This is a genomic window from Flammeovirga sp. OC4 (assembly GCF_000812565.1).
In the GTDB taxonomy this organism is placed as follows: domain Bacteria; phylum Bacteroidota; class Bacteroidia; order Cytophagales; family Flammeovirgaceae; genus Flammeovirga.
On sequence record NZ_JTAM01000077.1, the window covers coordinates 23,901 to 50,816 of the forward strand.

At 34.5% G+C, this 26,916-nt stretch carries 25 protein-coding genes and 2 tRNA genes; 14 read left to right on the plus strand and 13 right to left on the minus strand.

Features of this window, described 5'->3' with window-relative positions; translation table 11 throughout:
- The first annotated feature begins 385 nt into the window (after positions 1-385).
- Positions 386-1,039, plus strand: coding sequence for a hypothetical protein (locus PL77_RS25375; RefSeq protein ID WP_044211604.1), 654 nt, complete (start codon positions 386-388; stop codon positions 1,037-1,039).
- Between the two features lie 206 nt (positions 1,040-1,245).
- Complete coding sequence (locus PL77_RS25380) at positions 1,246-1,467, plus strand: DUF2795 domain-containing protein (RefSeq protein ID WP_044211605.1); 222 nt, start codon at positions 1,246-1,248, stop codon at positions 1,465-1,467.
- A gap of 115 nt (positions 1,468-1,582) precedes the next feature.
- Here the strand turns inward: PL77_RS25380 and PL77_RS25385 are convergent, their stop codons facing one another.
- Positions 1,583-2,251: a 2-C-methyl-D-erythritol 4-phosphate cytidylyltransferase gene (locus tag PL77_RS25385; protein ID WP_044211606.1), complete on the minus strand. Its 669-nt coding sequence runs from the start codon at positions 2,249-2,251 to the stop codon at positions 1,583-1,585.
- 250 nt (positions 2,252-2,501) lie between these two features.
- Between PL77_RS25385 and PL77_RS25390 the strand changes: the two genes are divergently transcribed.
- Positions 2,502-2,903, plus strand: coding sequence for a response regulator (locus PL77_RS25390; RefSeq protein WP_044211607.1), 402 nt, complete (start codon positions 2,502-2,504; stop codon positions 2,901-2,903).
- 13 nt (positions 2,904-2,916) lie between these two features.
- On the opposite strand, the gene gldD is transcribed toward PL77_RS25390, so the two are convergent.
- The 6 genes from gldD to PL77_RS25420 form a co-directional block, all read right to left on the minus strand.
- Positions 2,917-3,531 carry a gliding motility lipoprotein GldD gene (gene gldD / locus PL77_RS25395; RefSeq protein ID WP_044211608.1) on the minus strand — a complete coding sequence of 205 codons (615 nt, stop codon included), beginning with the start codon at positions 3,529-3,531 and terminating at the stop codon, positions 2,917-2,919.
- Positions 3,532-3,554: 23 nt separating this feature from the next.
- Positions 3,555-4,922: a gliding motility-associated protein GldE gene (gene gldE / locus PL77_RS25400; protein WP_052444724.1), complete on the minus strand. Its 1,368-nt coding sequence runs from the start codon at positions 4,920-4,922 to the stop codon at positions 3,555-3,557.
- A gap of 26 nt (positions 4,923-4,948) precedes the next feature.
- On the minus strand, positions 4,949-5,440 hold the full coding sequence (locus PL77_RS25405; RefSeq protein WP_044211609.1) for a single-stranded DNA-binding protein: 492 nt from the start codon (positions 5,438-5,440) through the stop codon (positions 4,949-4,951).
- 90 nt (positions 5,441-5,530) lie between these two features.
- Positions 5,531-6,586, minus strand: coding sequence for an A/G-specific adenine glycosylase (gene mutY, locus PL77_RS25410; protein ID WP_044211610.1), 1,056 nt, complete (start codon positions 6,584-6,586; stop codon positions 5,531-5,533).
- 2 nt (positions 6,587-6,588) lie between these two features.
- Entirely contained in the window at positions 6,589-7,104 is a 516-nt protein-coding gene (locus PL77_RS31040; RefSeq protein WP_052444725.1) for a DUF2062 domain-containing protein, read from the minus strand.
- On the minus strand, positions 7,092-7,715 hold the full coding sequence (locus tag PL77_RS25420) for a rhomboid family intramembrane serine protease (protein ID WP_253274020.1): 624 nt from the start codon (positions 7,713-7,715) through the stop codon (positions 7,092-7,094). Before PL77_RS25420 ends, PL77_RS31040 begins: the two co-directional genes overlap by 13 nt.
- 278 nt (positions 7,716-7,993) lie before the next feature.
- On the opposite strand from PL77_RS25420, the gene PL77_RS25425 reads away from it, so the two are divergent.
- The 4 genes from PL77_RS25425 to PL77_RS25440 all read left to right on the plus strand — a co-directional run bounded on the left by PL77_RS25425 (position 7,994) and on the right by PL77_RS25440 (position 11,170).
- The gene (locus PL77_RS25425) at positions 7,994-8,722 is read left to right on the plus strand and encodes a hypothetical protein (RefSeq protein ID WP_044211611.1); all 729 of its coding nucleotides are present in this window, start codon (positions 7,994-7,996) and stop codon (positions 8,720-8,722) included.
- Complete coding sequence (locus PL77_RS25430) at positions 8,722-9,756, plus strand: hypothetical protein (RefSeq protein ID WP_044211612.1); 1,035 nt, start codon at positions 8,722-8,724, stop codon at positions 9,754-9,756. Before PL77_RS25425 ends, PL77_RS25430 begins: the two co-directional genes overlap by 1 nt.
- 177 nt (positions 9,757-9,933) lie before the next feature.
- A complete protein-coding gene (locus tag PL77_RS25435) occupies positions 9,934-10,503 on the plus strand; it encodes a 30S ribosomal protein S16 (protein ID WP_044211613.1) in 570 nt (189 codons plus the stop codon).
- 253 nt (positions 10,504-10,756) lie between these two features.
- Entirely contained in the window at positions 10,757-11,170 is a 414-nt protein-coding gene (locus PL77_RS25440; protein ID WP_156152537.1) for a hypothetical protein, read from the plus strand.
- A 109-nt stretch (positions 11,171-11,279) separates the two neighbouring features.
- Here PL77_RS25440 and ahcY read toward each other — a convergent pair whose 3' ends face one another.
- On the minus strand, positions 11,280-12,590 hold the full coding sequence (gene ahcY / locus PL77_RS25445; protein ID WP_156152539.1) for an adenosylhomocysteinase: 1,311 nt from the start codon (positions 12,588-12,590) through the stop codon (positions 11,280-11,282).
- 327 nt (positions 12,591-12,917) lie between these two features.
- Between ahcY and PL77_RS25450 the strand changes: the two genes are divergently transcribed.
- The 3 genes from PL77_RS25450 (at position 12,918) to PL77_RS25460 (ending at position 15,966) form a co-directional block, all read left to right on the plus strand.
- Positions 12,918-15,689 (plus strand): serine hydrolase, encoded by a 2,772-nt coding sequence (locus tag PL77_RS25450; protein WP_044211615.1) that lies wholly within the window; start codon positions 12,918-12,920, stop codon positions 15,687-15,689.
- 105 nt (positions 15,690-15,794) lie between these two features.
- A tRNA-Arg gene (locus tag PL77_RS25455) sits at positions 15,795-15,868 on the plus strand.
- A gap of 24 nt (positions 15,869-15,892) precedes the next feature.
- Positions 15,893-15,966: transfer RNA gene (locus tag PL77_RS25460), tRNA-Arg, on the plus strand.
- Between the two features lie 229 nt (positions 15,967-16,195).
- Here the strand turns inward: PL77_RS25460 and PL77_RS25465 are convergent.
- The 4 genes from PL77_RS25465 to PL77_RS25480 all read right to left on the minus strand — a co-directional run bounded on the left by PL77_RS25465 (position 16,196) and on the right by PL77_RS25480 (position 22,026).
- The gene (locus tag PL77_RS25465; protein ID WP_044211616.1) at positions 16,196-17,146 is read right to left on the minus strand and encodes a hypothetical protein; all 951 of its coding nucleotides are present in this window, start codon (positions 17,144-17,146) and stop codon (positions 16,196-16,198) included.
- A gap of 66 nt (positions 17,147-17,212) precedes the next feature.
- Positions 17,213-18,646, minus strand: a complete 1,434-nt coding sequence (locus PL77_RS25470; protein WP_216595941.1) for an alpha-amylase — start codon at positions 18,644-18,646, stop codon at positions 17,213-17,215.
- Between the two features lie 268 nt (positions 18,647-18,914).
- Positions 18,915-20,756: a helix-turn-helix domain-containing protein gene (locus tag PL77_RS31045; protein WP_172665949.1), complete on the minus strand. Its 1,842-nt coding sequence runs from the start codon at positions 20,754-20,756 to the stop codon at positions 18,915-18,917.
- A 529-nt stretch (positions 20,757-21,285) separates the two neighbouring features.
- Positions 21,286-22,026: a hypothetical protein gene (locus PL77_RS25480; RefSeq protein ID WP_044211618.1), complete on the minus strand. Its 741-nt coding sequence runs from the start codon at positions 22,024-22,026 to the stop codon at positions 21,286-21,288.
- 156 nt (positions 22,027-22,182) lie between these two features.
- Here PL77_RS25480 and PL77_RS25485 point away from each other — a divergent pair, with 156 nt between their 5' ends.
- Positions 22,183-22,707, plus strand: a complete 525-nt coding sequence (locus tag PL77_RS25485) for a hypothetical protein (protein WP_044211619.1) — start codon at positions 22,183-22,185, stop codon at positions 22,705-22,707.
- A 121-nt stretch (positions 22,708-22,828) separates the two neighbouring features.
- Here the strand turns inward: PL77_RS25485 and PL77_RS25490 are convergent, their stop codons facing one another.
- Positions 22,829-23,383 carry a hypothetical protein gene (locus PL77_RS25490; RefSeq protein WP_044211620.1) on the minus strand — a complete coding sequence of 185 codons (555 nt, stop codon included), beginning with the start codon at positions 23,381-23,383 and terminating at the stop codon, positions 22,829-22,831.
- Positions 23,384-23,628: 245 nt separating this feature from the next.
- On the opposite strand from PL77_RS25490, the gene PL77_RS25495 reads away from it, so the two are divergent.
- From PL77_RS25495 to PL77_RS25505, 3 genes are all read left to right on the plus strand, one after another.
- Complete coding sequence (locus tag PL77_RS25495; RefSeq protein ID WP_044211621.1) at positions 23,629-24,177, plus strand: hypothetical protein; 549 nt, start codon at positions 23,629-23,631, stop codon at positions 24,175-24,177.
- Positions 24,178-24,296: 119 nt separating this feature from the next.
- Positions 24,297-25,991, plus strand: a complete 1,695-nt coding sequence (locus tag PL77_RS25500; protein ID WP_172665950.1) for a histidine kinase dimerization/phosphoacceptor domain -containing protein — start codon at positions 24,297-24,299, stop codon at positions 25,989-25,991.
- A 1-nt stretch (position 25,992) separates the two neighbouring features.
- Entirely contained in the window at positions 25,993-26,745 is a 753-nt protein-coding gene (locus PL77_RS25505) for a LytTR family DNA-binding domain-containing protein (RefSeq protein WP_044211623.1), read from the plus strand.
- The last annotated feature ends 171 nt before the right edge of the window (positions 26,746-26,916 follow it).

Here is a 26,916-nt window from a genome sequence, read left to right on the forward strand (position 1 = left end):
TTTGTATGCTGTAAATTTAAGCCTATTTGATTATAATATTCAAGTTTATTAACATTTAAATTCACATTTATTTACATTTAGTCGCTATTTATTTGATTTGCAGTAAGTTTGATTTTTTTGTATTTTTCTTAGAATAAACTATTTAGGTGAATTTTGTGTTAGAAGAAATAAAGTTGAAATCTTTAAAATCCTTTCAAAACGGCAAATTTAATGTGACAAAACATTAACTGTGTACAGTTTTTGAGTAGTTTTAAATATACTTTTTTTATATTAGTACGTTAATAACTCTACTTACTTTTTGTTGTTCGCTTAAATCTAAATTCTTTAATAAATACGTAAGTAGATCCTTCGAAACACTTTGCATAAAACTTGTTGATTTATCACCATGCAGACTATATTATATACTCTTTCCATTTTCTCTTTGATTCTATTTAGTTCTTTGGAAGAATTTTTTTCAGAAGATCAAAATGGTCGTCCTACTTTTACAGTAATCAAACAAGGAGTTCCTAAGTCATGTCCTTTAGGTGGATTACATCTTATAGAAGGAATAGTAAGATCTGCTAATTCTGAAGAATATATTGATGTTTATATTTACTTACAGAATTATGATGGATCTTGGACAAAACAAGAATTCAAAAGAAAAGGCGGAGGTGTAGTGAAATTAGACTTATCCTCTTGTAATTACACGGGCAACTACTATGCTTTGGCAGATTATGCTTATAACTCTGGTAAAAGAATGCCTAGTGTATCACAAGTAAAAGAAAAACACGAGGGCCAAGGTAAAAGCCCTAGGTTTCGTGTAACCGAAAAATTTCCTCTGAAAGAATGTGAGGAAGGTATTGTAGGCACTTACTTCAAGCAAGGCGAAGTATTTACGCCAAAAGGAGAAAAGGTAGAAGTCACTATGTACTTACAAAAATCTGACGGTTCATGGAGAAAGAAACACTTTAGAAAAGTCGGTTCTGGCTTTATTCCACTTGAGGTAAAAGGATGTGACCTCAATGGAGTCTACAAATCAAGAATTGTATATGTCAATTAAATGATTTTGCACTTTTATATCTTAAAATGTAACCTTTTTATTTGATTTAAGTAATTAGTGATATAAATTCTATTGTGAAATTGACAAATTGAAAAAAAATGTATTTTCGCAAGAATTAATATTAACCTTGAAGTGCAGAACACTTGCTGTTAGATTTGGGGTTTGATGCATTATCAATGTAAGACTTTAAAATAAAATATATTCATATGTATTGGACTTTAGAATTGGCTTCTTATTTAGAAGATGCGCCATGGCCGGCAACAAAAGATGAGCTAATTGATTATTCTGATCGTACTGGAGCTCCTGTTGAAGTAATTGAAAACCTTCAAGAACTTGAAGACGATGGAGAGCCTTACGAAAGTATTGAAGAAATTTGGCCTGATTACCCTACAAAGGATGACTTCTTCTTCAACGAAGACGAATATTAATAACTAATACCTTGTTAAAAGCTTCTTAGCTTAGAGATATTATTAACAATAAAGCTGACCTTGTAATAACAAAGTCAGCTTTATTGTTTTCAACAGATTATAAAAGTGAGAAAACTTATTGGATTAGTGCCTCTCCTATTTTTAAATCTTCTGGTGTTGTAATCTTAATATTTTCATAATTCCCTTCAAACAGATGCATAGCATTACCTGAAAACTCTGCTACACTTGCATCATCAGTGAACGAAGGAACATATCCATTTTCAAATGCAGGGAATATGACATCTCCTCTAAATGTTTGTGGTGTCTGTACCAATTTATACTCATCACGGTTCCCCATTTCATTCCCCTCTTCTGTTACTCTACGGATAGATTCTTTAATGGCTACAGTAGGAATAGCCGACCCGTATTGTTCAGCATCAACATAACTCTGATTAATCACACTAACATCTACAAGCGGTCTTACGCCATCATGTACTGCAATTAAACACTCATCTTGATTTGGGATATATTGTAATGCGTTGTCAACAGACTGAAACCTTGAGTCACCTCCAGTCACTACTTGGTGCTGAGTTGTAAAAGCATGTTTTTCTACCAAAGTTTCCCATGTTGGAATTTCATTTTTGGGTAACGCTACAATAATCTGAATAGAATGGTCAGCTTCTTTAAATTTATTGATGGTATGCATTAATATAGGTAGACCGTTTATCTCAATAAACTGCTTTGGGGTACTACTTTGCATTCGAGTACCTTTACCACCTGCTACTATAATGCTATATTTTTTCATCTTCTTTTAAGTTCTATGTATTTATATGATTGAGTACTTATTACAAATAAAAGTTGTATTCTATTCTGATTAAAAAGAATCGTAGAAAGAATACACAAATATCACATACTGTTATAATTATTGTCTGCCTAATTTTTGTAACTTAAGTAGTAGTACTTAAAGTTACTTTACTTCTCTCAAATTTTGAGTGTTAACCCAATTAAAAAACAATAAAGAGTACCGAATTTATATTGTACTAAACAGTATCGTCATGGAAGAAAACCTATTTAAAGTATACTTCGTAGAAGATAACCCCACTGAAACCATGTTAATGAGACTTGCCTTACAACAAATCAAAAATGTTGAGGTTACTTTTTTTAAAAACGGAACTGACTTGTTACACAAATTTTCTGAATCTCCTTCTGATGTGGTAGTTGCTGACTTAATGCTTCCTGATTTTCATGGTCAAGAATTAATTTTTCAACTTAAAAAGATTGATAAAAAAGTAAAGGTCATTGTTATCTCAGCACAAGAAGATGTAGAGGTCATTGCTGAACTCCAAAATCAGGATATTTTTAACTATATCGTAAAAAGTGATGGATGTTTGAAATACCTTCAAAAAACCATTCAAGTTGCTTGTTTTTTAATCCAACACGAATACAATTTCAGTTAAGAGAAGCACTCCACTATTTCTGCCACTCCAAGGTGTTCATCATATGCAACATGTCTTTTTTGATGTATTCAATAACCGGAGCTAATGAATCATTTTGAGTGGAAGTTGGAAAATACAATGCAGCTCTGAAAAAGTGCTGTGTAGAATCTGTTACAAAAAATTGGAATTGACTTGGAACATCACCTTCTATCTCATACATCACTGCTGAGTATCCTTTTTCAGTTGTAGTGGTGTATTCATCAATCGCAGATGCTCTAACATTGTGTTTAAATGTCAATGTGTTTGAGGTATTGATATAACCTACTAAAGAGTCGTAATTAGGTAATTTTTTATACGAAATATCTACTATTGCATCTAATGATGGGTACTGTACTTCAATCCAATACGGTTCAGACATAAAAGACTCATCTGGTTTAATGATCGCATTAGAAGCTACCTCAAATAAATAAGGATAACCTTTTAGTTCTTCTTTACTGAACTCATCAATATTATATTCCTGATCCGGTAACTCAATTCTATGAAAACCTCTTGGCTTAGGGAAGTAAGCCTCTTCTGCTGTGGAGCCACAACTGTAAGCTAATATGCTTAATAAAAGCGGCACTATTACTCGTTTAAAAAATGATCTCATAACAGTGTTAAAAAGTAGGTTTGTTAATTATCTTCCTCATTAAATTCGTCTTGAAGTCTTTTAATGTGTTCTTCATCATGGAATCGCACATGGACTGTTTTTATTCTTTTCTTGTCCACCGCTTTAATCGTAAATGTGATGCCTTTGTATTCTATTTCTTTGCCAGTTGATGGCATTTCCTGTAACAATTCCAGCATCAACCCTCCTAAAGATTCCGACTCACCTTTTACTTTATCAAAATAGTCCGGATCAAGAAGTACCATCCTTTCAAAATCAATCAAAGAAGTTTTTCCATCAAAGATAAATGATGCGTCCTCACTCTGGAAGTTTTCAAGCAAATCTGCGTCAAACTCATCATTGATCTCTCCTACTATTTCCTCAATAATATCTTCTAAAGTCACTAAGCCCGTTGTTCCACCATATTCATCTACAATAATGGCCATGTGTACTCTTCTCTCCTGAAAATCTCGAAGAAGTTCGTCTATTTTCTTTGATTCAGGTACATAGTAAATGTCTTTACGTACAATACGCTGCCATTCAAAATGTTCATTTTTATCCAAATAAGGAAGAAGGTCTTTGATATATAATACCCCGAAAAGGGAGTCAATAGTATCTATATAAACAGGTAACCTTGAAAAACGTGACTTATTGATGTTGTCCATTAATTCATGGAAATCGATCGACTTGTCCAAAGCATTCATGTCCGTTCTTGAAACCATGATCTGCTTTACTGTCTTTGAACCGAAACGTATGATACCTTTCAACATTTCCGTTGCTTTATCATCTGATTGATCGGTAGCGAGGTTTACTGCTTGGTCTATTTCCTGAACAGAAACTTCCAGGTTATAGTTTCTTTTAGCTAAAGCCTTTTCCATGTAATTACCCATACTTGTTAGCATAAAGGCAAAAGGCTTGAATATTTTAATTGCTACGACCCAAAATACCACCATCTTTTTGGCGAAAAGTAGGCTATTGTTTGTAGCATAAATTTTTGGTACGATTTCACCAATGAAGACTACTAATGCTGTCACCACAAATGTCAGAGAAACAAAAATTTCTATGCCATCTCTTGGAACATTAACTTGATCTGCAATTTGCCATGCAATAAAAGTGGAGATCATGACCACGGCAACATTTACAAAATTATTACAGATCAAAATAGTAGCTAAAAGCTCTTGCGGCTTTTGTAAAAGAGCAAAAACACTCTTGCCAATATTGTCATCGTCTTCACGACATGCTTTAACTTGATCAGCAGTTAAGGAGAAAAATGCGACTTCTGAACCTGATATCAAGCCAGAAGTAATGAGTAAAAGCACCACTATCAGCGTTGGTCCCAATGGTATTTCATTGAGCATAAACCCTAATAGTGGTATTAAAGGATCACCTTCCATGTATATTTCTTAAAATCAAAAATCTATTAGAAAGGTAGGTCGTCGTTGCTACCTTCCGTTGAACTTAAATCTGGAGTCGGTGTCGCAGCAACGTTTGAACTTGGAGCCGATGGAGTAGTTGTAGCAGCAGCAGTGGATGGTGCGTCTGCAGCAGTTGGAGGAACATAACCTCCGCCTTCTTGTCCTTCTGGTCTATTATCAAGCATTACCATATCTCTAGCTACAACTTCTGTAGCATAGCGAGTGATACCGTCTTTTTCATAACTACGGGTAGTTAATTTACCTTCAAGATAAACTTTACTACCTTTCTTTAAATATCTTTCAGCAATAGTGGCTAAACCTCTCCACATTACAATATTATGCCACTCTGTTTGGCTTTGTCTATTCCCGTCTCTATCTGTATAGTTTTCAGTTGTTGCAAGAGAGAATGTAGCAACGCTAACACCTCCTTCAAGGTGTCTTACTTCTGGGTCTCTACCTAAGTTACCTACTAATATGACTTTATTTACTCCGGCCATTTTTGTTTTTAAATTTCGATAATAATAAAATATGAATCATTAAGTATAATGATGTAAAATGTGAAGATTTTCTTCTAAACAACAAAATACTTAATAAATATATTTCGACAAATAATTCTCTATGATAATCGGTTTTCCGATGGCTTTTATGGCATCAATATCGTACCATTTATAATCAAACTGACCATTTGACAGCTCAATTTCATCTTCTAAAATGATATGATAAAAATCGATATATAATCTCTGGTGAGAAAGAATGTGTTTATACGACTCTGACTTTTGATAATGAATTGGAAATGAAAGCATTAAAGATGTTTGTTCTTGTAACTGTTCTTTATCCAAAGCATTAACTTGATCCGAATTATGGATTAATGGAAAATCATAAAGACCATTCCAAATCCCTTTCCCTTCTCTTTTTTTCATGACAAACTTCCCTTTGTACTCCACAACAAGGTATTGGTAATAATGATCTGTTACCTTTACTTTTTTGAGTTTTACAGGAAGGTTCCCAATGCTGCCATTTTCCCTTGCCAAACATTGTTGCACAAATGGGCAGGGTTCACATTTTGGGCTTTTAGGGACGCATTGAATTGCACCCATTTCCATTAAAGCTTGATTGAAAATATCTGGTGAGGTTTCTGAAATCAAATCGTTGGCTACTTCAGAAAAAACTTTCTGTCCTTTTCCCGAAGCAATATCTTCATTGATATCGAAAACTCTTGATAGCACTCTGTAAACATTCCCATCTACAGTCGCTACTTTTTCTTTATAAGCAAAAGAGGCTATGGCAGCTGCAGTGTATTTCCCAACACCTTTTAGTGTCAATAGGTCCTTATAATTGTTTGGAAATTCTCCACTCCATTTTTCCATAACTTCATTGGCCGCCTTGTGCATATTTCTAGCTCTAGAATAATAGCCTAAGCCCTGCCATAAATGAAGAACCTTATCAATATCAGCTTCTGCAAAATCCTTTACTGTTGGAAAGTTTTCAAGAAACTTCTCATAGTAGGGCAATCCTTGCTGAACTCTTGTTTGTTGTAAGATTATTTCTGAAAGCCAAATCTTATAAGGATCATTGGTATGCCTCCAAGGGAGATCTCTTTTGTTTTGCTCATACCAATTGATAAGCTGCGTTGAAAAGTCCATTGCTATTGTTCTGCCTTTTCAAGATGTTGCATTCTTGTCAACATCTTACTAAATATTTTTTCTAAAACGAGTTGTATAGGATATACTAAAATTACCGCCACAACTAGCCAAGCAGCTCCACCTTGAAGCATCAAAAAACCTATTTCTTTTAAACCTTCTATCAAACCTGCTTCTATACTTGCTTGTAATTTTTCAAAGGTGACTCCTTCCGCTTTTTTCCCAAACCAAGAAGACCCTAATTCTATATAAGGTACAATCAGAATCACCTGTAAAGGATAAACCACATAGTTAGCAATTTGTATTGCCAACTGATTTAAACGAAATACGGAAGCAGCAATCAGACAAATCCATGTACAAAAACCCAATAAAGGTGATGAACCAATCAATAACCCCACAGCAAAACTCCAAGCTAACTTTGAAGGTGTCAATCCTTGTCTCAGTAGAGTACGTAAAGGTACTAATATTCTATGGGTGACTGTATGTTTGACAGAAAGACGGATTTTTTCTAAAAACTCCATGAGGCGATTTCTCTGATAAAGTTAGATATTGAAGAAGGCCAAATTGCAATGGCGTATACAATTCCAAATAATGCACCATATAGGTGAGCGGAATGATTGATGTTACTATCGATGTTATTCGTTTGATATTGTGTATAAATCAAATAAACTGCCCCCCAAATAAACCCTGGAAAACATAATACACCATACAAACAAATATCATTTGTGGGCATGTAAAAAATACTCGCAAAAATAATAGCTGCAACACCCCCAGAAGCTCCTAAAGATCTATAGTGATAATTGTTTTTTTGCTTGAAATAAGTTGGTATATCTGCTACAATTGCACCTAAAATAAATAAACCAAAATAGGCAATAGCTCCCAAAGTCGCATCTCCTAATATTTGACGGAAAATTCTATCAATATTACTCCCAAAGAAGAAAAGTGTAAACATATTGAAAAAGAGATGTGTCCAGCTACCATGTACAAAAGCAGAAGATACAAATCGGTACCATTGATTTTGCTTTTGCACCATATACGGCTGCATCATCATTTTATTCAACACATCAGGTTTTTGCCAAGCATAATAACTGATACCAACATTTAATATGATAAGAATTATTGTAAGACTCATGTTTATATTTTTTTCTACAAAATTAGTAATGAGATACAACTATTACTATTAATATAAGTAAAATAAATCAAGATAAATTACATTTGATGACATTGATTTAGACCAATATAAATTGTATTATTGAGTGATTTTTTGAGCTTATTACTTTTACGTGACTTCTTATTATTTTCTAGAGCACTACTATTGTATGATTTAAATGCATTCTATTTTTTCTAGCAGTCTATTGAATAATAGCGTAGGTACTAAGCTATTTTTTTATTATTTAAATTAAGTATAAGATGAAATTTTTATTCCTGTATGTGTCATTATTATTATTGGCCTTTACTGTACAGACTGTTCACGCACAAGATGTTTTAGTACTACATGATGGAGATGAAATTGAAGCCAAAATCATCACGGTCTCTAAAAAAGAAATAGAATACAAAGAATTTGATAATCAGAAAGGGCCAAGTTTCACAATCGAGAAGAAAAAAATTTACCTCATCAAGTATGAAGATGGTAAGAAGGAATTTTTCAATGAAAAAAATATGCCGAGTTCTAAAAAGTTAACTATCGGGCTTGGTATTGGTTTTGGCCGTGGTAAAACCTATGAAGGAGACGAATCTTCAAGATCTATATCGAGTTTTATTAACCTTTACTACAACATAACCAATAGATGGTCTGTAGGTATTGAGTACCAAACTTTGGCTGGTATGAATTTAGACTACCCACTTACGCAAACATCTTTAAAAGGAAAGTATTTTTTGGGTACAGACAAAATAAGACCTCATGTGGGGCTAGGTATTGGAATGTACAACATCGAATATACCGACTATAAATCCATGATCGGTTTTTCACCAGAGGTAGGTATGAATTTTTCGTTTTTTCAGATAGCTGCAAACTACCACTTCTTACCTTCTAAAGAGTTCACAGAGATTGAAGAGTTCAATAATATAACGAACATTACAAAATTTTCACCTTCAGTATTTGAGGTGAAATTTACTGCCAACATCAACTTCATTAAATAATGAAAAATTACTTATTATTGATAGGTTTGATATGCTATTGTAGCACATTAAAAGCACAATACATACCGACACAAAAGGCTCCAGATACAAAAAAAACACATAAGGAATATCAACAGAAGATTGAAGACCTTAAAAGTAGAACCACAATTTTTGTAATGCCAAACTATATTGAACCTCAACATTATCATGACATTCTAAAAGAGTATTGGACTTTTAATAAGTTCAAAGTTATTCCTGCAGAAGCCTACAATTGTGAACAATATATTTCAGATGAATATGCCGTTTTTGATTTGGTTCTAGAAACTGTAACAAGAGTAGATCAAACGACGAGAGCACAACAAGTAGTGGGGGTATATCCGGAATTGATGTTAAGAACTTTTGATCCAAGATTAAAAGGGGTACTTAAAAAGATAAGAAGCAAAAATTATAAGACATCAAAAAAAAATGAAAGAATAAATGATGCTTATAATTCATATCATGCCCCATGGGTGAAAATCTTTATGAGTATAGAGGGTGATGTAAATTATTTTGATAGAGACCTAATATCCACTCTGTATAAAAAGGATATAATGGTCAATTTCTCATTAGGTCACTTTAAAAATTACATACAGAAACTGAATAAGGATCTAGAGAACTATCAATTATTTACAAGATCAAGAATACCTGAAATATCAATAGTATCGAAAGAAATGGTACAGCTGATAGATCACACTTTATATGTACATGATTATTTAGGAGCCAATAAAAAAGGAATATCAGGCGAAGAACACATTAAAGACCTCTTTGAAGATTATAGATATGATTATGAAATTGTAAGTAAGAAAGAATTAGAAGCTGCAATTCTTGACAACAAACCAATGTATTATATCACATTTACGAATTACTTATCAAAAGAAAAGTGTATCACTATTACAAATGGGCAAACTGGAAAAGTAGTTTTTAGACATCTTGTTCCTGGAATGGTCACTTCTTCTAATTATCTGAAAAAGAAACATATTAAAGATATTATCAATGAATTACCTAAAAAGCAATAGTTCAATTATCATTTTTCACGGTTGATAAAGGTTTATTATTGTTTATTTTCTTTTTTAGGTGGTAGAATTCAGCAAGTTATATTATATTTGCACCGCTTTAAGGGGAACGTGTTTCCTCAATGTTTAACTGTGTCATAAAGGACGAGTTCCTTTCCAACACACAAATTGCTTAAAAAAATGGCAGTAAAAATCCGTTTGGCACGTCGTGGCCGTAAGAGAAGACCTATTTACAACGTAGTAGTAGCAGACGCTAGAGCTCCACGTGACGGTCGTTTCATCGAGAAATTAGGTACTTTTAACCCTAACACTGACCCTGCAACTATCGATATCGATCCTGCAGCTGCAGCAAAGTGGTTATTAGATGGTGCTCAACCAACTGATACAGCTCGTATGGTTCTTTCTAAAGCTGGTGCGATGTACAAGAAACACCTTCAAGTTGGTGTTATCAAAGGTGCAAAAACACAAGAAGAGGCAGATCAATTATTTGACGCTTGGATGTCAGAAAGATCTTCTGCTTATGCTGCTGATTTAGAGGCTAAGAAAGCTGCTGCTGAAGCTGCTGTTAAAGCTGAATTAGAAGCAGGTATCGCTGCTCGTAAGGCTGCTGAAGAAGCTGAGAAAAAGGCTGAAGCTGAAGCTCTTGCTGCTGCTGCCGCTGCTGAAGCTGCAAAAAAAGCTGAAGAAGCTGCTGAAGAGGCTCCTGCAGAGGACGCTTCAGAAGAGTCAACTGAAGAAGCTGCTGAGTAATCCCAGCACAAATCTTAAGTCGAAGGTGAATACCGTTGTATTTACCCCGTAAACTAGGTTTATTGTAAGCCCCAAATCGAAAATATATAGTCCTACTCCTCCCAAGAGTAGGACTTTTTTATTGCTAAATAAAAATAACGTTCCTGCTACTTCAACAAATAAATCTTAAAAAGAAGACCATTACCCAACTCGAATTCAACACATTACGTAACCAACCTCTAACACACCAATCTTTATCAATTAACACTAAAAAATGGAAAGGCATATAACAGTTGTCGTTCTAGCTTCTATTTTCATGCTCATCACCCTATTATATGGAAAATATGGTCAGGAAAACTATGTGATGAAAGTCAACAACCCCGAATACTTAGAAGAAGCCTTAACAATGGCTGATTCATTGAGTGACAATAAAGAGATCAATCTCCATCAAGCAGAATTAATCATCTGTGGTGAAGCTGTAAAGTCTCTTTTTGATAACGCAGATACCATGAAACTGCTAGAAGACATCAACTCTGATCAGGTACAGCTTACTTTATGTAAAGGGTCTATCGAAAAACATAAGATCAATTTAGAGGATTTCTCGTTTCCTGTAAATGTGATTCATGACAGCAAAAAGCGGTATAAAAAATTACAGCATGTTGGATATCAAGAAATAGAATTTTTATAAAAAAGAACCTCTTCCATTACTTTTGGAAGAGGTTCCTGTTTTATAAAAAAAGCGAGCCCAAATGAATGAACTAGCTTAATATTTTATTCAGATAAAGTCTGATTAAATCTTAGTAACGGTAGTGCTCCACTTTGTAAGGACCTTCTACTTTTACACCGATATAACTTGCTTGATCTTCTGAAAGTGTCTCTAATTCAACACCGATCTTCGCTAAATGAAGTCTTGCTACTTTCTCATCTAAGTGCTTAGGTAACATGTAAACTTTATTTTCGTACTGATCAGTATTTTGCCATAACTCTAATTGAGCAAGAGTTTGGTTTGTGAAAGAGTTAGACATTACAAACGAAGGGTGTCCAGTTGCACAACCTAAGTTTACTAATCTACCTTCCGCTAAGATGATCACATCATTTCCTGAAGCAACAGTATACTTGTCTACTTGAGGTTTGATGTTCACTTTAGTATCACCATAAGTCTCGTTTAACCAAGCCATATCGATTTCGTTGTCGAAGTGACCGATGTTACAAACGATAGCTTTATCTTTTACTTTTTCGAAGTGACGACCTACAACGATGTCTTTGTTACCAGTTGTAGTAACAACGATATCACCTTCTAAGATAGCGTCATCCATTTTCTTCACTTCAAAACCGTCCATTGCAGCTTGTAAAGCACAGATAGGATCGATTTCAGTAACGATAACACGAGCACCTGCACCTCTTAATGAAGCCGCAGAACCTTTACCTACATCACCGTAACCAGCAACAACTGCAACTTTACCTGCAATCATTACGTCAGTAGCACGACGGATACCGTCTACTAAAGATTCTTTACATCCGTATTTGTTATCAAACTTAGACTTAGTTACTGAGTCATTGATGTTGATCGCAGGGATTGGTAAAGTACCGTTTTTCTCACGGTCGTGTAATCTTAATACACCTGTAGTAGTTTCTTCAGATAAACCTTTGATACCACTTACTAATTCAGGGTAACGATCGAAAACCATGTTAGTAAGGTCTCCACCATCATCCAAGATCATGTTTAGAGGCTTACCATCTTCGAAAGCGTGTAAAGTTTGCTCAATACACCAATCAAACTCTTCTTCAGTTAAACCTTTCCAAGCATAAACTGGAATTCCCGCCGCTGCAATTGCTGCTGCTGCTTGATCTTGAGTTGAGAAAATGTTACATGAAGACCATGTTACCTCAGCACCCAACTCTACAAGAGTTTCGATTAAAACTGCTGTTTGAATAGTCATATGAAGACATCCAGCAATTCTAGCTCCTTTCAATGGTTTAGAAGGACCGAACTCTTCTCTTAAAGACATTAAGCCTGGCATCTCAGCTTCAGCCAACTCAATTTCTTTTCTTCCCCAGTCAGCTAAAGAAATATCTTTAACCTTATATTTAACTGTTGTACTTTCCACTTGTAAATTATTTTTGATTTCTGATTGCAAATCTAACACATTTTTATGATTTAAATTGATACTTAGTTAAATAGTATCATCTTAACACTAGTTTTGAGCGATTTTGTTTATTAAATACAACTATTTTTTTCAAAGATTTAGAGATTCATTTAATTTTATAGATGTATCATGTAAATTTCGATACGGAATTAAAATGCTACTATTGTAACAAACAGATTTGTAGTTTTTTTGATTTTTTAAATACGACTTCTTTTACACTGTTGTGTAACCTTATCAGTACGAATGATTCAGAGTAACAATATATATATTCTATCTACCTTAATCTTGATGTGTAATTTTTCTTTATCGAATATTTCTTTCGGTGCGGAAAAGGACAGCCTATTCAATCAACTTACCTTAGAACAGAAAATTGGTCAACTTATTTTTGCCCTGCCCCAACAAAATGACAAAGAGATTAAGGCATTAGGAAGGGAAAATAAATTAGGAGGTGTGGTATTTGACAAATACTGCTCAAAAAACACCTACACCTATTTCAATAACTTAAACAAACTTCCTAATAAAGTACCTGTACTCTTAGGAACAAGGTCTCAAGATGCCATACATTGCCTGGATAACAACTATACGATCTTACCGGACAAATTTCATCTTAGTGCTATTGGAAGCAATATTTTCACCTACAATACCTACAATGAAATTGGCAAAATCAACAAGAAATTAAATATCGATTTTTTCTTAGCTGAAACATTATCCATACAGCATCACAATAGTTCCAAACTTTATGGTTTTGGAAGTGACCCCAATAATGTACTTGAAAAAAATCACGCAGCATTAAAAGGTCTTCATCAATCTGAAATATTGACGGGCACAACTCTACCTGTCGCCTCAGATTTTCATGAAACACTCAACAGTAATGAACAGCAAATCTTAAAACAACTTCTTAAAGACAGCTTAAATATTATCACTCCTTCTGAAGTATTGTTTGAAGTATCATTGTTCAATACATCTTTTATTCATTTCGTAAAAGATTCTCTTTCGTTTGATGGATTGATCTTTACGGGTGATTTATCGGCAGGGGCAACGATACAAACCACACAAAGAAATGCTATTGAAGCTTTAAAACGAGGACATGATGTTTTGGTACTTTCTGATCATCATTTAGAAGTCATTAAAGCCATTAAAAGTGCCGTAAGACAAGGTACTTTAGCTATGGAAATTATTGATGAGCATTTTCAGAAAATCAAGAAGTATAAAATAGAAAAAGACACTCACATCATTGAGTATTCTAATCCTCATGAATTAGATGCGATTGGTTCAGAAACCTATGAGAAATCTGTCACCGTACTTTCTAACCTTGACAGCATTATACCTCTACCTAGTCTTAATACAAAGAAATATCAGCTGATCAGTATCGGTACTCGAAAAACAGAAGATGTATTTGCCAATACCATGAAGATGTTTATTGATTATGATTATCATCAAATTGAACATTCTAGTTTTTCAACAGCTCAAGTCAATTTACTTTTAGAAACCTGTGCTAAAAAAGATATTGTTCTCATCAATATTATATGTCACCAAGAAAACTCTAAGCACCGATTTGGAGTAAGTTACGCTACCGAACAACTGATTGAACAATTACAACAGAAAACCAATGTGATTGTAGTTTTAAGTGGTCAGCCTAATGGTTTAAAATACCTTTCGAATACAAGAAATTTAGTCCTCAACTACTCCACTACTCCTTACGCACAAAAAGCAAATGCACAAGTGATTGCAGGTGCATTGGCAGCAAATGGAAAATTACCCGTAAGTATCACTGATCGCTTTGTGGTCAATACAGGGGAGAAAATCAAAAACTTTGGAAGATTAGGTTATGGAAAACCGGAACAAGTAGGTCTGAACGGTGAAGTATTAAGTCATTTGATAGACAGTATTGCCAATCAAGCCATCTTTATGGAAGCTACTCCAGGTTGCCAAGTTGTAGTGGCAAAGAATGGGAAAATTGTTTTCGAAAAATCATATGGTTATTTCACATATGAAAAAGAAGTTCCTGTCACCAATCAAACCGTTTATGATATTGCCTCGGTTACAAAAGTAGCCTCTACTACTCAAGCTTTAATGATGCTTGATTATAAGGATAGCATCAACGTAAACAGCAGGCTAAAAGAATATCTTCCTGAAACAGACTCTACCAATAAAGGAAATATCCGATTGATTCAATTTCTTACACATACTGCACCGCTAAGAGGAGGTTATTACTTTTGGGGACATGCTTATGATAAGGAAACTAAGAAATACAATCCTACTTATTTGAGTCAGATTAAAAAAGATGGATTCTCTGTACAAGTCACGCCTGATTTATTTGCGACAGATAGTATCAAAGATACCATGTGGAAATGGTTGCTAGAATCTCCTATTTCTACCAGAAGAAAATATACTTCCGAAATCTATAGGTATTGGTACAGTGATTTGGGGTATTATTTCCTGCAAAGAGTCATAGAAAGCAAAACGCGTATGCCTTTGGATCAATTTGTACAGGATAGTCTTTACAATCCATTAGGAACAAGAACATTGGGTTATTTGCCTTTAAAGAGAGTGAATATATCTAGAATTCCACCTACTGAAATGGACATCAACTACCGACAGTCTTTAATCAAAGGATACGTTCATGATCCTTCAGCAGACTTGATGGGTGGCGTTGGTGGACATGCAGGTGTTTTCTCCAATGCTCACGACCTCGCTATTTTAATGCAAATGAACCTTCAAAATGGTTCTTATGGAGAAAGAAGATACTTTGATCAAGCGACTCTTAATAAGTACAACCGTCAGCCCTACCTACATTTCAAAAATAGAAGAGGTTTGGGATGGGATAAGCCTCCTAAAAAAGGAGACACTGGCAATACGGCACCTGAAGCTCCAAAAGCTACATTTGGACATACCGGTTTTACGGGTACATGTGCTTGGGTAGATCCCGATAATCAAATTGTGTACGTCTTTCTGTCCAACAGAGTGTACCCTACAGCAAGAAATAACAAATTAGCCAAAGAAAATATTAGAGAGAATATTCAGTCTGCGATCTACAAAGCAATGGAAACGAGCAGATAAAATAAAATATTGACGTTTATTATTAATATAATACGCTCAATAATTTGGTTTGTAAAAAATATCTCTCTACTTTTGCATCGCTTTAAAGGAAAAAGCACCTCAAATGGCTCCGTAGCTCAACTGAATAGAGCATCACATTACGGCTGTGAAGGTTCCAGGTTTGAATCCTGGCGGGGTCACAATCTTTTTCCTAAAGAGCAAATGGTTCCGTAGCTCAACTGAATAGAGCATCACATTACGGCTGTGAAGGTTCCAGGTTTGAATCCTGGCGGGATCACTAAAAAAGGTCAGAATCGTAAGATTTTGACCTTTTTTGTTTTTAGAGAGTTTATGATTGTTTTTTCTTTTTAAGTACAAAGCCAAAAATAAATTATAGTTAATTCTAATTTATTTTTTGTGAGTACAACGCTAAAAAACGTATGAATAGTGGTTCTATTGAAAGTTTTTTGAAGGAAGTAATCGCAAAATAATAAATAGAATTAGTGTCAGATATTTTTAATTTGTACTTAAATCGACAGTTCCCCATTTAATATCACTTCCATTTTCTCCGGAAAAAATAGATCTTCATCATAAAAAAGAACATTCTCAATCGGGAGTTTTATCTCATTAGGTGCATTATCAAGTTCTAAATTGGTATTTATACTCATTCTTTTACCTTTCGCTAACCCTATCTTTTCATTAAATGAAGTCCATGCTACAGCTTCTTTTTGTTGGTCAATATAAAGGTGAGGAACTGGAGCAGTGATCCATAAATCCAACTCTGTATGATTGATCCAAGTGATTGTAAGGTTTAGTGTTTTCCCATCATAAATACAATCAACATGACTGATCAAACCCGCCACATTCAATTCATTTTCTGAAATAATAATACCTTCTGCTCCTCTATTATCTCGTTTTGATTTTAGTTTTTCCTTTAAATGGGCACTGACCTTCTCTTCTAGCATCAAGTTCTTTGGTGAGAAGTGATAGCTTTTTTGATTAGAAACATAAGGGAAGGTCTCTAAATAATAATTATATACTTTTGAATCGAGTTGGAAGCGAAGGTACTGTAATTGTCCTTTCTCCTGATAACTGATCATGTAACTTCCTCTAAGAGGCCCTTTATCCTTAATTTGAGCGTATTTTAATGTATTATTATGAGGTCTGATGGTATGAGATATCGTGGTGTCATTTTCCACCCAAACTCTTTCTGAAATCAGATGTGCCGCTGGTCTACTATCAACCGTTGACAATACCAAAGGTTCCAAATACCCTTCACCCTCATAGTTTATCGTATAAATCAGTTCATGTGAATCGGGTATGGCCTTGATCGTAATGAGGCAGGGATTGTCATGCATTTTAAGGGTGGACTGATGGGTTTCATAATGCCATTGATCCTGCTCTTGTGCAGCCTCTTTTTGTGAATGCTGCACATTACAAGCTGTAAATAAAAAAAGAAAAGGGATTAAAACTTTCATCGGCTTAAAAAGAAAAGGAGTACCTGAAAATATTTCAGGTACTCGAAAACTAACTTGAAATGATAATTACTTCGTTGACCAGATCGAGAAACTTCTCGGAGGACATTGGATTTTCACCCAAGTACCACCTTGCGTCCAAGGTTCCCAATTAGAGTGTCCAGTATAATCTTTGATCTGTCTATTACTCCAGTTCGTTGGAATCCAACGCTCTTGCCAGTTATCGGAGTTATTGATGTAAACAACTAGTCCAGGGTTACCATTGTATCCATTTCTTCTTGCGATATATTCGTCATTATCTACATGAAGAATTGAGGTATTACCTGTTGCAAAGCTTTTGTGAATCCATAATAGGTTATCCATCATGTTTCTGTCTAACCATTCTTCATAATCTTGGTAGAACAAACAAGGGTATCCTTCATGCGTTAGGATATAAGCGTAAGCCAAGTGTTTGTTCCAAATCTCATCTGTATCGTGATTTGCTACGAATGTTACAGCTCTGTAACTATCTTTTTTCCATAACATATCGCTATTGAGCTCCCAAAGGTTGTTCCCGTCAAATGCTCTCTTCATTGCATAATATGCAGCAAAGTCAAAAGCAGCTGACTTTCTATCTGTATTGTCTACCCACCATTTTAGTGTATTGGCATTTCCATCCCAAAGTTCACCTACGGCAAAACCACCTACATGATTCATCCACTCTTTAACGACCCAGCCGCCAAAGCCTTTCACATAATCAAATCTCCAACCATCAAAACCTAGATCGTTTTTGTAGTATTTTCCAACACTTTCGTTACTTCTCCATAACCAATCCTGTACGTAACCTTTTACGTGGCTTAAGTCAGGGAACCCTCCAAATACGCCTTCGTCATTGTTAGCATCTAAGTTCGGGTGGAAATCATTGTAAGTTCTGAAGAATTTACCTGATGCAGGCTCAAACTTTGTCCAAGTATCAGTACCCGTGTAAGGGTTCGCTTCTAGTTGTCCTCCACTGTTGTGGTTCAATACAATATCAGCATACACTTCCATGTTTTGATTGTGTGCTTCACCAATCAATGATCTCAATTCAGAACCAGAACCAAATCTTGTTTCTGTTGAGCCCATTTGGTTGTAATCACCAAAGTCAAAGTAATCCATTGGATCATACCCCATTGAGAAAGGACCGTTTTGTGCTTTTGAAGCGGGTGGTAACCAAATTGAACCAATCCCCTGATTGCTCCAAGCGTCTAGTTTACCTTTTACGGTATTCCACCAGTTACCTCCTGCTGGAACATCCCAATAAAACGCTTGCATCATTACAGGTCCACCTGGGCTACTATAATATCTTGCGTTGGACTTTTCGTTGGTTACAAATGGTGCACCGTCGTGGTTGGTCACCTGCAAATCCATGTTTGCTTTAGGTTCATGAGCTGGTATACTACCTTCTTCTTGCTCTAGAAATTGGTTACAAGAAAAACTCCCTATGGTAAGAGAGGAAAAAAGTAGAATTGATCTTAAATTCATTTTCATTTTTACTTAGATTAAACAATGAGCATCTTTTTAAGAGCATGTTTGCTAAAAAAATGTTCAATAGATTGATATTGCAATCTTACACATCTAAACAGGTTGCAATCGTCTAAGATTCATAAATTGAAATGAATAGGAGCAAAAAACAAGTCTCAATTAAATAATTTGACACTAATAATACACACTTTATCAATTACTTACACCTTTTTACGTATTTATTACGTTTTATATTATTGAGACCTATTTTTTCTAAAAGCGATACGTATTATTCCTCTAAAATCTTCTTTACTGAAGATTTATTCATAAATTCTTTAGGTGTCATGCCCGTTGATTTTTTAAAAGCTCTATTAAAAGTACTTTTTGAATGAAAACCTACTTCGTAAGCTATACTCAATAATGTACTTTTTTCTGCTTCCCCCATCATTACTTTCTGTGTAAAGGCTTTCACTCTATAATCATTCACCAGTTCTGAGAAATTCTTTTTGTAAGATTGTTGAATCAACTTTGTCAATTTATGAGAAGGAATACTCATGATCGTTGAAACTTCGTTGAGAGTAAGATCTTGTTTTGTATAAAGTTGCTCTTTTTCAAAAAGTACAGTGACCTGTTCCATGAATACCGTCAATTCTTTGTCATTGGAAGGAACATCTTCTTTTCGGTAGGAACTTTTTAATTCAACGGGCTTTAATAAAGCATGATATCTAAAGACCCATCCTGAAAGAAAAACCATATAAATAAATGTTGCATACCAAATGATATCATCAGAAAGGTCTTGCAAAAGAAAATCAGAAGGACTCAGTACGGATCTGTAAGCTTGTATAACAATAGAAATGATAAAAACTCCCATCAAAACCACCACACTTTTTTGATAGAGCAAAAATGCTTCTTTTGCCATTTTCACCACACTCCCTTGTAATGTTTCTGTGTTGTATTTTGTAAGTTTTTGTCTTGAAATATTCCAAGTATACATCACAACGGCCAATACTATCAACTTTATAAAAAGATTCAATACAGGATATTTACGCTCCAGGAAAGTCGTTAATAAAGGTTCTTCCTGATATACATACAGACTTACAACCAATAATAAACTAATGCTTAATACATAAATTCCTCTTTTGTAGCTTTTCCATTGTGTATATCGAAAGGTATAATTTTGTATTACACCTATAGCTATAAATAAAACGGGTATAAACAGGTCATGCACTAAGTGAAGTCCATTTAAGCTGTTTTTTAAAGGCATAAATAAAGAGGTCGCAAAAAGTAATGTTATCCCAAAACTCAATCCTATGATCCATAAAGACATTTTAAATTGGGAATGCTCATAATTAATCCAAGAGAAATAAATAAACAAGAGTAAAAGGTGAAAGAGGATAAATTGCGTCAGAGGTGTTAAACCCCATACTTTTCCTTTGTAAACATCTTCCCAATCTTCAATTTGAAGGACTATTGTTTCAGGTCCTTTGCTTTGATGAAAATACGCTCTATTGGGTCTGTATTTTCCATTAGACAAACACTCTGTAGAGGACCAACTTCCTCTCGTTACCTTAAATTGAAACTGAGAAATAGTGGAAGGTAATGTCAATGCGTAAACACCCTCTTCATTTTTTTGAAATTGATATTCTGTATTAAAAGGGTCCCAATTATTAAAATCGCCTGTCAGGAAAAACCTTGATTCATAAGGAGTAGAAGCAGGTAATTCTTCCAACAGGATAGTGGTTTGACCTGCCAAATCTTCCCAACCTAATACATCAATAAAAACAGTATCGGCTTCATTTTCGGAAATAAAAACCCGGTTGGCTTTGGGTTTTCCATCTTGCGTTGATTCTACTTTTTCCCAACTTCCTCTCGTGATTTTATACTCAAAAGCATTCAGACTTGAAGAAATACTAGCGACCCATTGCCCCTTTTGATTTCGATGGAATTGATATTTTGTATCTGATGGGTTCCATGCATTAAAAGAACCTACCAAAAAAAGGGAGGCTTCTTGAGGATGGTGCAACGGAAGTTGGTGAATTACAAAATGAACCGCTTCAACTGAAGTTGATAAAAAAAACGTACAGATGAAGGTGAAGTAAGTCGATAATCGTTGGTAATAATTCATTTTCATAGCGTCATTCATTTTCATTTTCTGGTTGACATCAATATACTACCATCAGACAATAGGATAAACTTTCTTCCTCTTTTTATGATTTCCAATGTAAAAAAAGATCTAACATTGAATATTATTAGACCTTTTAGTGGTGTTTTATTAAACTTAAAACCACTCACTTTTAATCCATCTTTCTACAAGATTTTATCGGAACTACTTTCAAGATTTCTTCTTCTTCATTTTTCCATTGATGAAAAGACAAAGGTTTTTATAATAACCTTCTGAAATGCAGTTCTGTAGGAACGTTTTAGTAAAACGTCCTCGCGAACCACAATACACTACCATTTATCATCCATAAAAGAAATTACATTAATTAACGAAAACTTAGTTTACAATGTATTTACTCATCATCAATTCACGACTTAATTTGTGGGTTAATGGTGAATGAAAATATGGTATTTATATTCGAAGTCAGGAGACTTCGCCAATAATCAGTTCCAAGTGACGCTCGCGCTTAACACTTGAAACATGGTGAGTTTACAATAAACTAAAAGAAAATCGTCGTCCCTACCCTAAATGTTTGACCATAAGTTTGGTCAGCCTTATAAAAACCAGAAAGCTGTAGTTTTTCTTTTAAAGAATATGCCACCAATACCTCACAAGCAAAATTGGTCGTGGCATATCTAAAATCAGGTAATTGAACGATAGGTGTCACCTGCATATACATTTTTTGACTAAGTACGATAGGTGTGATTACTTGAAAAGTCATACCGTGCATCGCTGTATTTTCTCCATTTTCATTGATCTGCCCTGCTTTTTCAGACATATACTGGTAAGAAATAATGGGGAAAAACTGTATTCTTTCAAAAGCCATTACCCCCAAAGTAAGTCCTGGAGCCACTACCCAACGTCCTGCCCCCAAACCTTTATCTACATTACCTGTAGGGCTGTAAACATCTATGGATGGCCCAAATGCACCCAATAGTTTATCGTAATTTTTATAAGGCAAATAAAAATAGCGTAATCTGATATCACCAATCCCCGTTTCATTCGTCTGAGTATTGGTCAAAATTGGTAATTCTCCAAGAATCAGATGTTTTTCTGAAGGAGCAATGATAAATGAATTCCTCAAACCATATTGATTTTGGCTTCCCGCACTTTCAAACTGAATATCTACCTGAGAATAAAAGTTGGTCGGTTTGGAAGCATCTATTGGTGTATCTTGTGCCATTACCGAATGCACAAACAATAAAAGGAAAGCCAATAGGCTGAATAATAATTTTTTCATATCGATTCGTTTTACAATGTCTTTTCTCCCACAGAAGGGAAATCGATACGCTTAATCCCTATTTCAATTATTTTTTAGGGGTTCCTCTCCCCCTTTACCCTTTTCTAGATGAAAGAGAGACATCTCTAAAAATCATACATCAGAAAACATACGAAAATGAAAAACAGTATCTATCCTTCCCTTCCTTACTTCTTCATCTTGGCGTTGACCCTACTCACTATCGGTAACCTATCTGCACAAGAGCGTCCCACAGGGTTTCTCTCCTTGACAACGTCGGGTTCTAATGTGATGCAGAGAAATGCTCATTCAGGTATTTTGAGTGTAGATTATAATCATTATATCAGTGATACATGGATGATTGGCACTTCTATCATCGGTGACTGGGAAAATGAAAATGGTATCAATCAGCCTTTTAAAAGTTCTGTGGCCATTTATGGTACTTACCTTTTTGGTAAAAATAAACACTGGGGTATTGGTGGCGGTTATGCCAAAGACATTGTCAGTGGAAATGATTTTAAATTCGGCAATGATTACGTGGATGGCTTTTTAATGTATTTTATCCCCATTAAAGGCATTGGTTATATCTGCCCAAGAGTAGGATATGTGCATGATATACAAGACCAAGAACAAAGTATTTCGGCAGGGGTGAGTTTTAGTTTTCCTATCGGAAACAGAAAATAAAAAAAGGTACTCCATCATAAAGATGAGAGTACCTCCTACAACATGTAACAAAATTGACCGGCAGAACCGATCTCTTTTGCAAAGTAAGTCTAATGTGTATTCTGAAATTTGATTATTAGTATTATTTGGTAATATGAAATAATAGTTTCGGGTGAAGAACGGGGTTAGTCAACTTATTGGCTGTCCAAAAACACCTAATAATAATATCGCTATCACTTGCAGACTGCATATGAATCCACAAGTTGTTTAAACTCATTTTTTTTGTAATACCTTGGATATGGGACGACCCGATTTTTGAGATCATGCCCTGAGGAAACATTTTCATGACATGATTAGGTACTATATCCCCCTCTCTGTAGATAGTAGGCGTCACTTCTATCCACTTTTCTCCTTCATAGTAACCTATGGCAGGAACGGCTTTTTGTGTTTTAAGTTGCTTGACCAATGCATCTGAAATATAATATTGGTCATTGGACAAAAAACATAACTCTATTCCCTTAGGAACTTTAGTAAACTTGTCTTCCACATGTTCGTAAGTTCCGAAAACGATAAAATCACCTTCCTTTGATTGAAGAAAATCACTTTCCACAAGTTGATTAGTTTTGTTATCTCCGTCTATGTTTTGTGACATCGTCATTAATAGTTTCCTTTTTGGTACGACTGCAAGTAATAACATTCATTTAAGAATAAAAACAACAATTGAGTGAGTGGTACTATTTTTTTAGTAAACGGATTTTTTCTTGGGATTTGATGAAAAAGTATGCAACTTTAATGAGAAACATAGGTAAAGAAAACACTCTCTTTTTAATCAGATATCCATCTTTTCAATGGTTTTTTAGAGTGGTCTATTTTACGCTATCTATTTATGGAATGTTTATTCTATAAACTTATTACAAACTATTTTAAAATTAATTACTGACTATGTCTGAACAACTAGTTGCTCCCAACGTCATTGAGGTTGAGCTTTACGCTGATGAGATCATCAAGAACTTCAACAACATGTACACTGAAACAGGTTCTCCTGTCCAACCTGTAGTCATTGATCCTTTTGTAAAAACAGATATCAGCGGTATCAAAAACATCAAATCTGGAGAAACAATCACTGTCAAACTTGCCCAAGACACTGTAGACAAACTAAAAGCAAAGTTGATCTACCTTCAAGTACAAAACTTGACGACTAACTCTAAAGATATTATGGGTAAGATGGCTTGGTCAAAGTACTTTGACTTTAAAGACCCTGCTGATAAAAAGCTCACCACAGTGGCTCCTAATGGTTGTATTTATTTTGAGCCAGGGGATGATGGTGAAATCAACGCAAAAACCGTCAAATTTGAGGATGAAAGTGATGATATTTTAATCTCTTATTATGTCGTTCTGAAATTTAAGTTGAAAGATGACAATGGGGTTATGCAAAAGTACTATTGTATTATTGATCCAATTGCACAGGTTAGTAGAAACAGAGGAAGCTAATATTTATGTACAAAAATAGTATTATTTTATATGTAGCTTTATTTATTATAGAACTTTATTCTTTTAACCTATTAGCTCAAAATAAAGATAGAGCTAGTAGGTTAATTGAATATATAACAATGAATGAAAGTTACCTTTCACATGATTCTACTGCAATATATTATTCTAAAATTGGTTTCCACCTCAATAACTTAGAAGGACTAATCTATTTACAAAAAGCATTAGATCTTTCAATAAAAACTAAAAACGCTGAACTGCAGTCTTTGATATTAGAAGATATGTGCAATATTCATAGATTATTCGGTAATAAAATAAAAGCTATAAATTGTATATTAAAAGCTATCGAAATTAATAAAACCTTCAAAAATAAATATTTAGAAGCTTTAAATTATATTCAACTTGCTGCAATTTATTACTCAGATAAAGATTATTTAGAAGCTAAAAATTATTACGAAATAGCATTATCCACTTATCCCAAAGATTTTCAGTCAAGCTCTAATGTGCTTATTTTAAATTATATGTCGCTGTTATTAAATACAGGAGATACATACAGAATATTAAAAGATTATAATAAGGCAATCAATTTATTTTCTGAAGTATTAGATCTTAATGAACAAACAGAAAAAGACGAAATAATTTTTGGTTACACACATGGCAACCTAGGTATGGCTCAGATGTCCATCCATCAAACCTTTGAAGCTGAAAAAAATCTTAAACTCGGCGTTCATTACTTAAAGAAAGTTGGAGATGATCTTACTGCGGAAATTTTCAGAGTGGAGTTAGGGAAATTACGCCTACAAGAAAATAAAGAAGAATTTGCAGAAAGTTTATTCCTTAGTGCATATCGTCATTTTAAAACTCTTCATGCCAAAGAAGAAATTAGGGATATCACTGAACTGTTATCTTCATTCTACGAAGAAAGAAATCAATTTGATAAAGCATTATTCTACGAAAAAGAAAAAGAAATATATAAAGACTCATTGATCAACAAAGAATCTATCAAAAAGCTAGAACAAGCTAAGCATCAAATGGAACTCAATGAAATGGAGCACGAAATGGAACTTCTCAGACAAGAAGCAAAATTTCGTTTTTATATTTCAATGGCTATCGTTTCTATAGCACTTATTTTAGTAGGTTTTGGTGTACGTTTCTATTTTGAATCTGTAAAAAAGAAAAAAATCAACATTACACTTCGTCAGCAGAGAGATATGCTTGCTGAAAGAGAAGAAGAGAAAGCACTTTTATTAAAGGAGTTAAACCATAGAGTAAAAAATAATTTACAAATGATCTCTAGTCTATTGAATCTTCAAAGTAGAAAACTAGGGGATCATCCTGCCGTTAGTGCCATTGATTCTGGCCGATTTAGGGTAGAAGCCATGTCGTTAATCCATCAAAAACTATATCAAAAAGACGTTCATACCGAAATTGAAATTGATACTTACCTCCAAGAACTTGTTTTGAATCTGATGTACAGTTTTCAAGCTTCATTCACACCTACTTTCAATATCAAACCTGTTATGCTTCATATCGACAAAGCCATACCGATGGGATTAATTGTCAATGAATTTGTCACAAATGCCATGAAATACGCTTATGAAGGTGTTGAAGATCCTAAAATGTGGATTGACTTGAAGGAAATCAAGGGGGAAATTATAGTAAAGGTAAAAGACAATGGCGTCGGTATTCTTAAAGGAAAGTCTGGGGGGACTAATTTCGGGTTGAACTTAGTAGACTCCTTGGTCAAACAATTAGATGGTAAAGTGTCTTACGAAACCGACCGCGGAACTACTTGTGTATTAATGATCAACAAATAATATGAACAATCAAATCAATATATTAATTGTAGAGGATGAGATACTGCTGGCTCAAGACTTACAATTACGCTTAGAAAGCAATAATGACTACAAAACTACCGTGGTACAAAGTTACGATGAAGCCATAAAGGTATTATTTACCACCAAAATGGATTTCCTTATCATTGATATCACACTTAAAGGAGAAAAAACAGGTATCGACCTCGCTAATAGTGTTAATGAAAACTTCAACCTTCCTTTTATTTTCTTAACGTCTCACGCAGACCAACAAACTTTTGACCAAGCAAAATTAGCAAAGCCACATGCTTACCTTTTAAAACCCTTCAATGACAGAATGATCAGTATGTCTATTGACCTTGCGATTTCCAACTTCAACAGTGCGCTGATGGAGGAAGATACTGAAGCAGAAGAACAAACAAGTCCTACCAATAAAAATTCCCCTGATTCACTTTTTATCAAACATGACAATAAATTCAAGAAAGTTGCAATCAGTGATATTATTTACCTTGAAGCCGATAGTAACTACACCATCATCCATACGCAAGAAATGGATTATACCTATGCGATTGTATTGAAAAAAATTCAAGAAAAAATCAATCATCCCAATTTCCTTAGAATTCATAGAAGCTATATCATCAATACGAATTATGTCACTGCTTTTGAAAATAACGCTGTAACACTGAATGAAGATCATCAACTTCCTGTCAGTAGACAACATAAAGATGAAATGTATAGACGTTTTCAGATGATATGAAGCGAATTAAAAATTATCGCATAATAAACTAAGTTCTCGAATATTTAGAAATCGGGAGATTTCTTCTAATCTATAGGACACGAATGCCGCTATCGCTTAACATTCGCACCAGTGGACTTTGTACCCAATTCGTTTGGTAGTGATTTCCTCGGCCTTGAAGGGAAAAGCGTT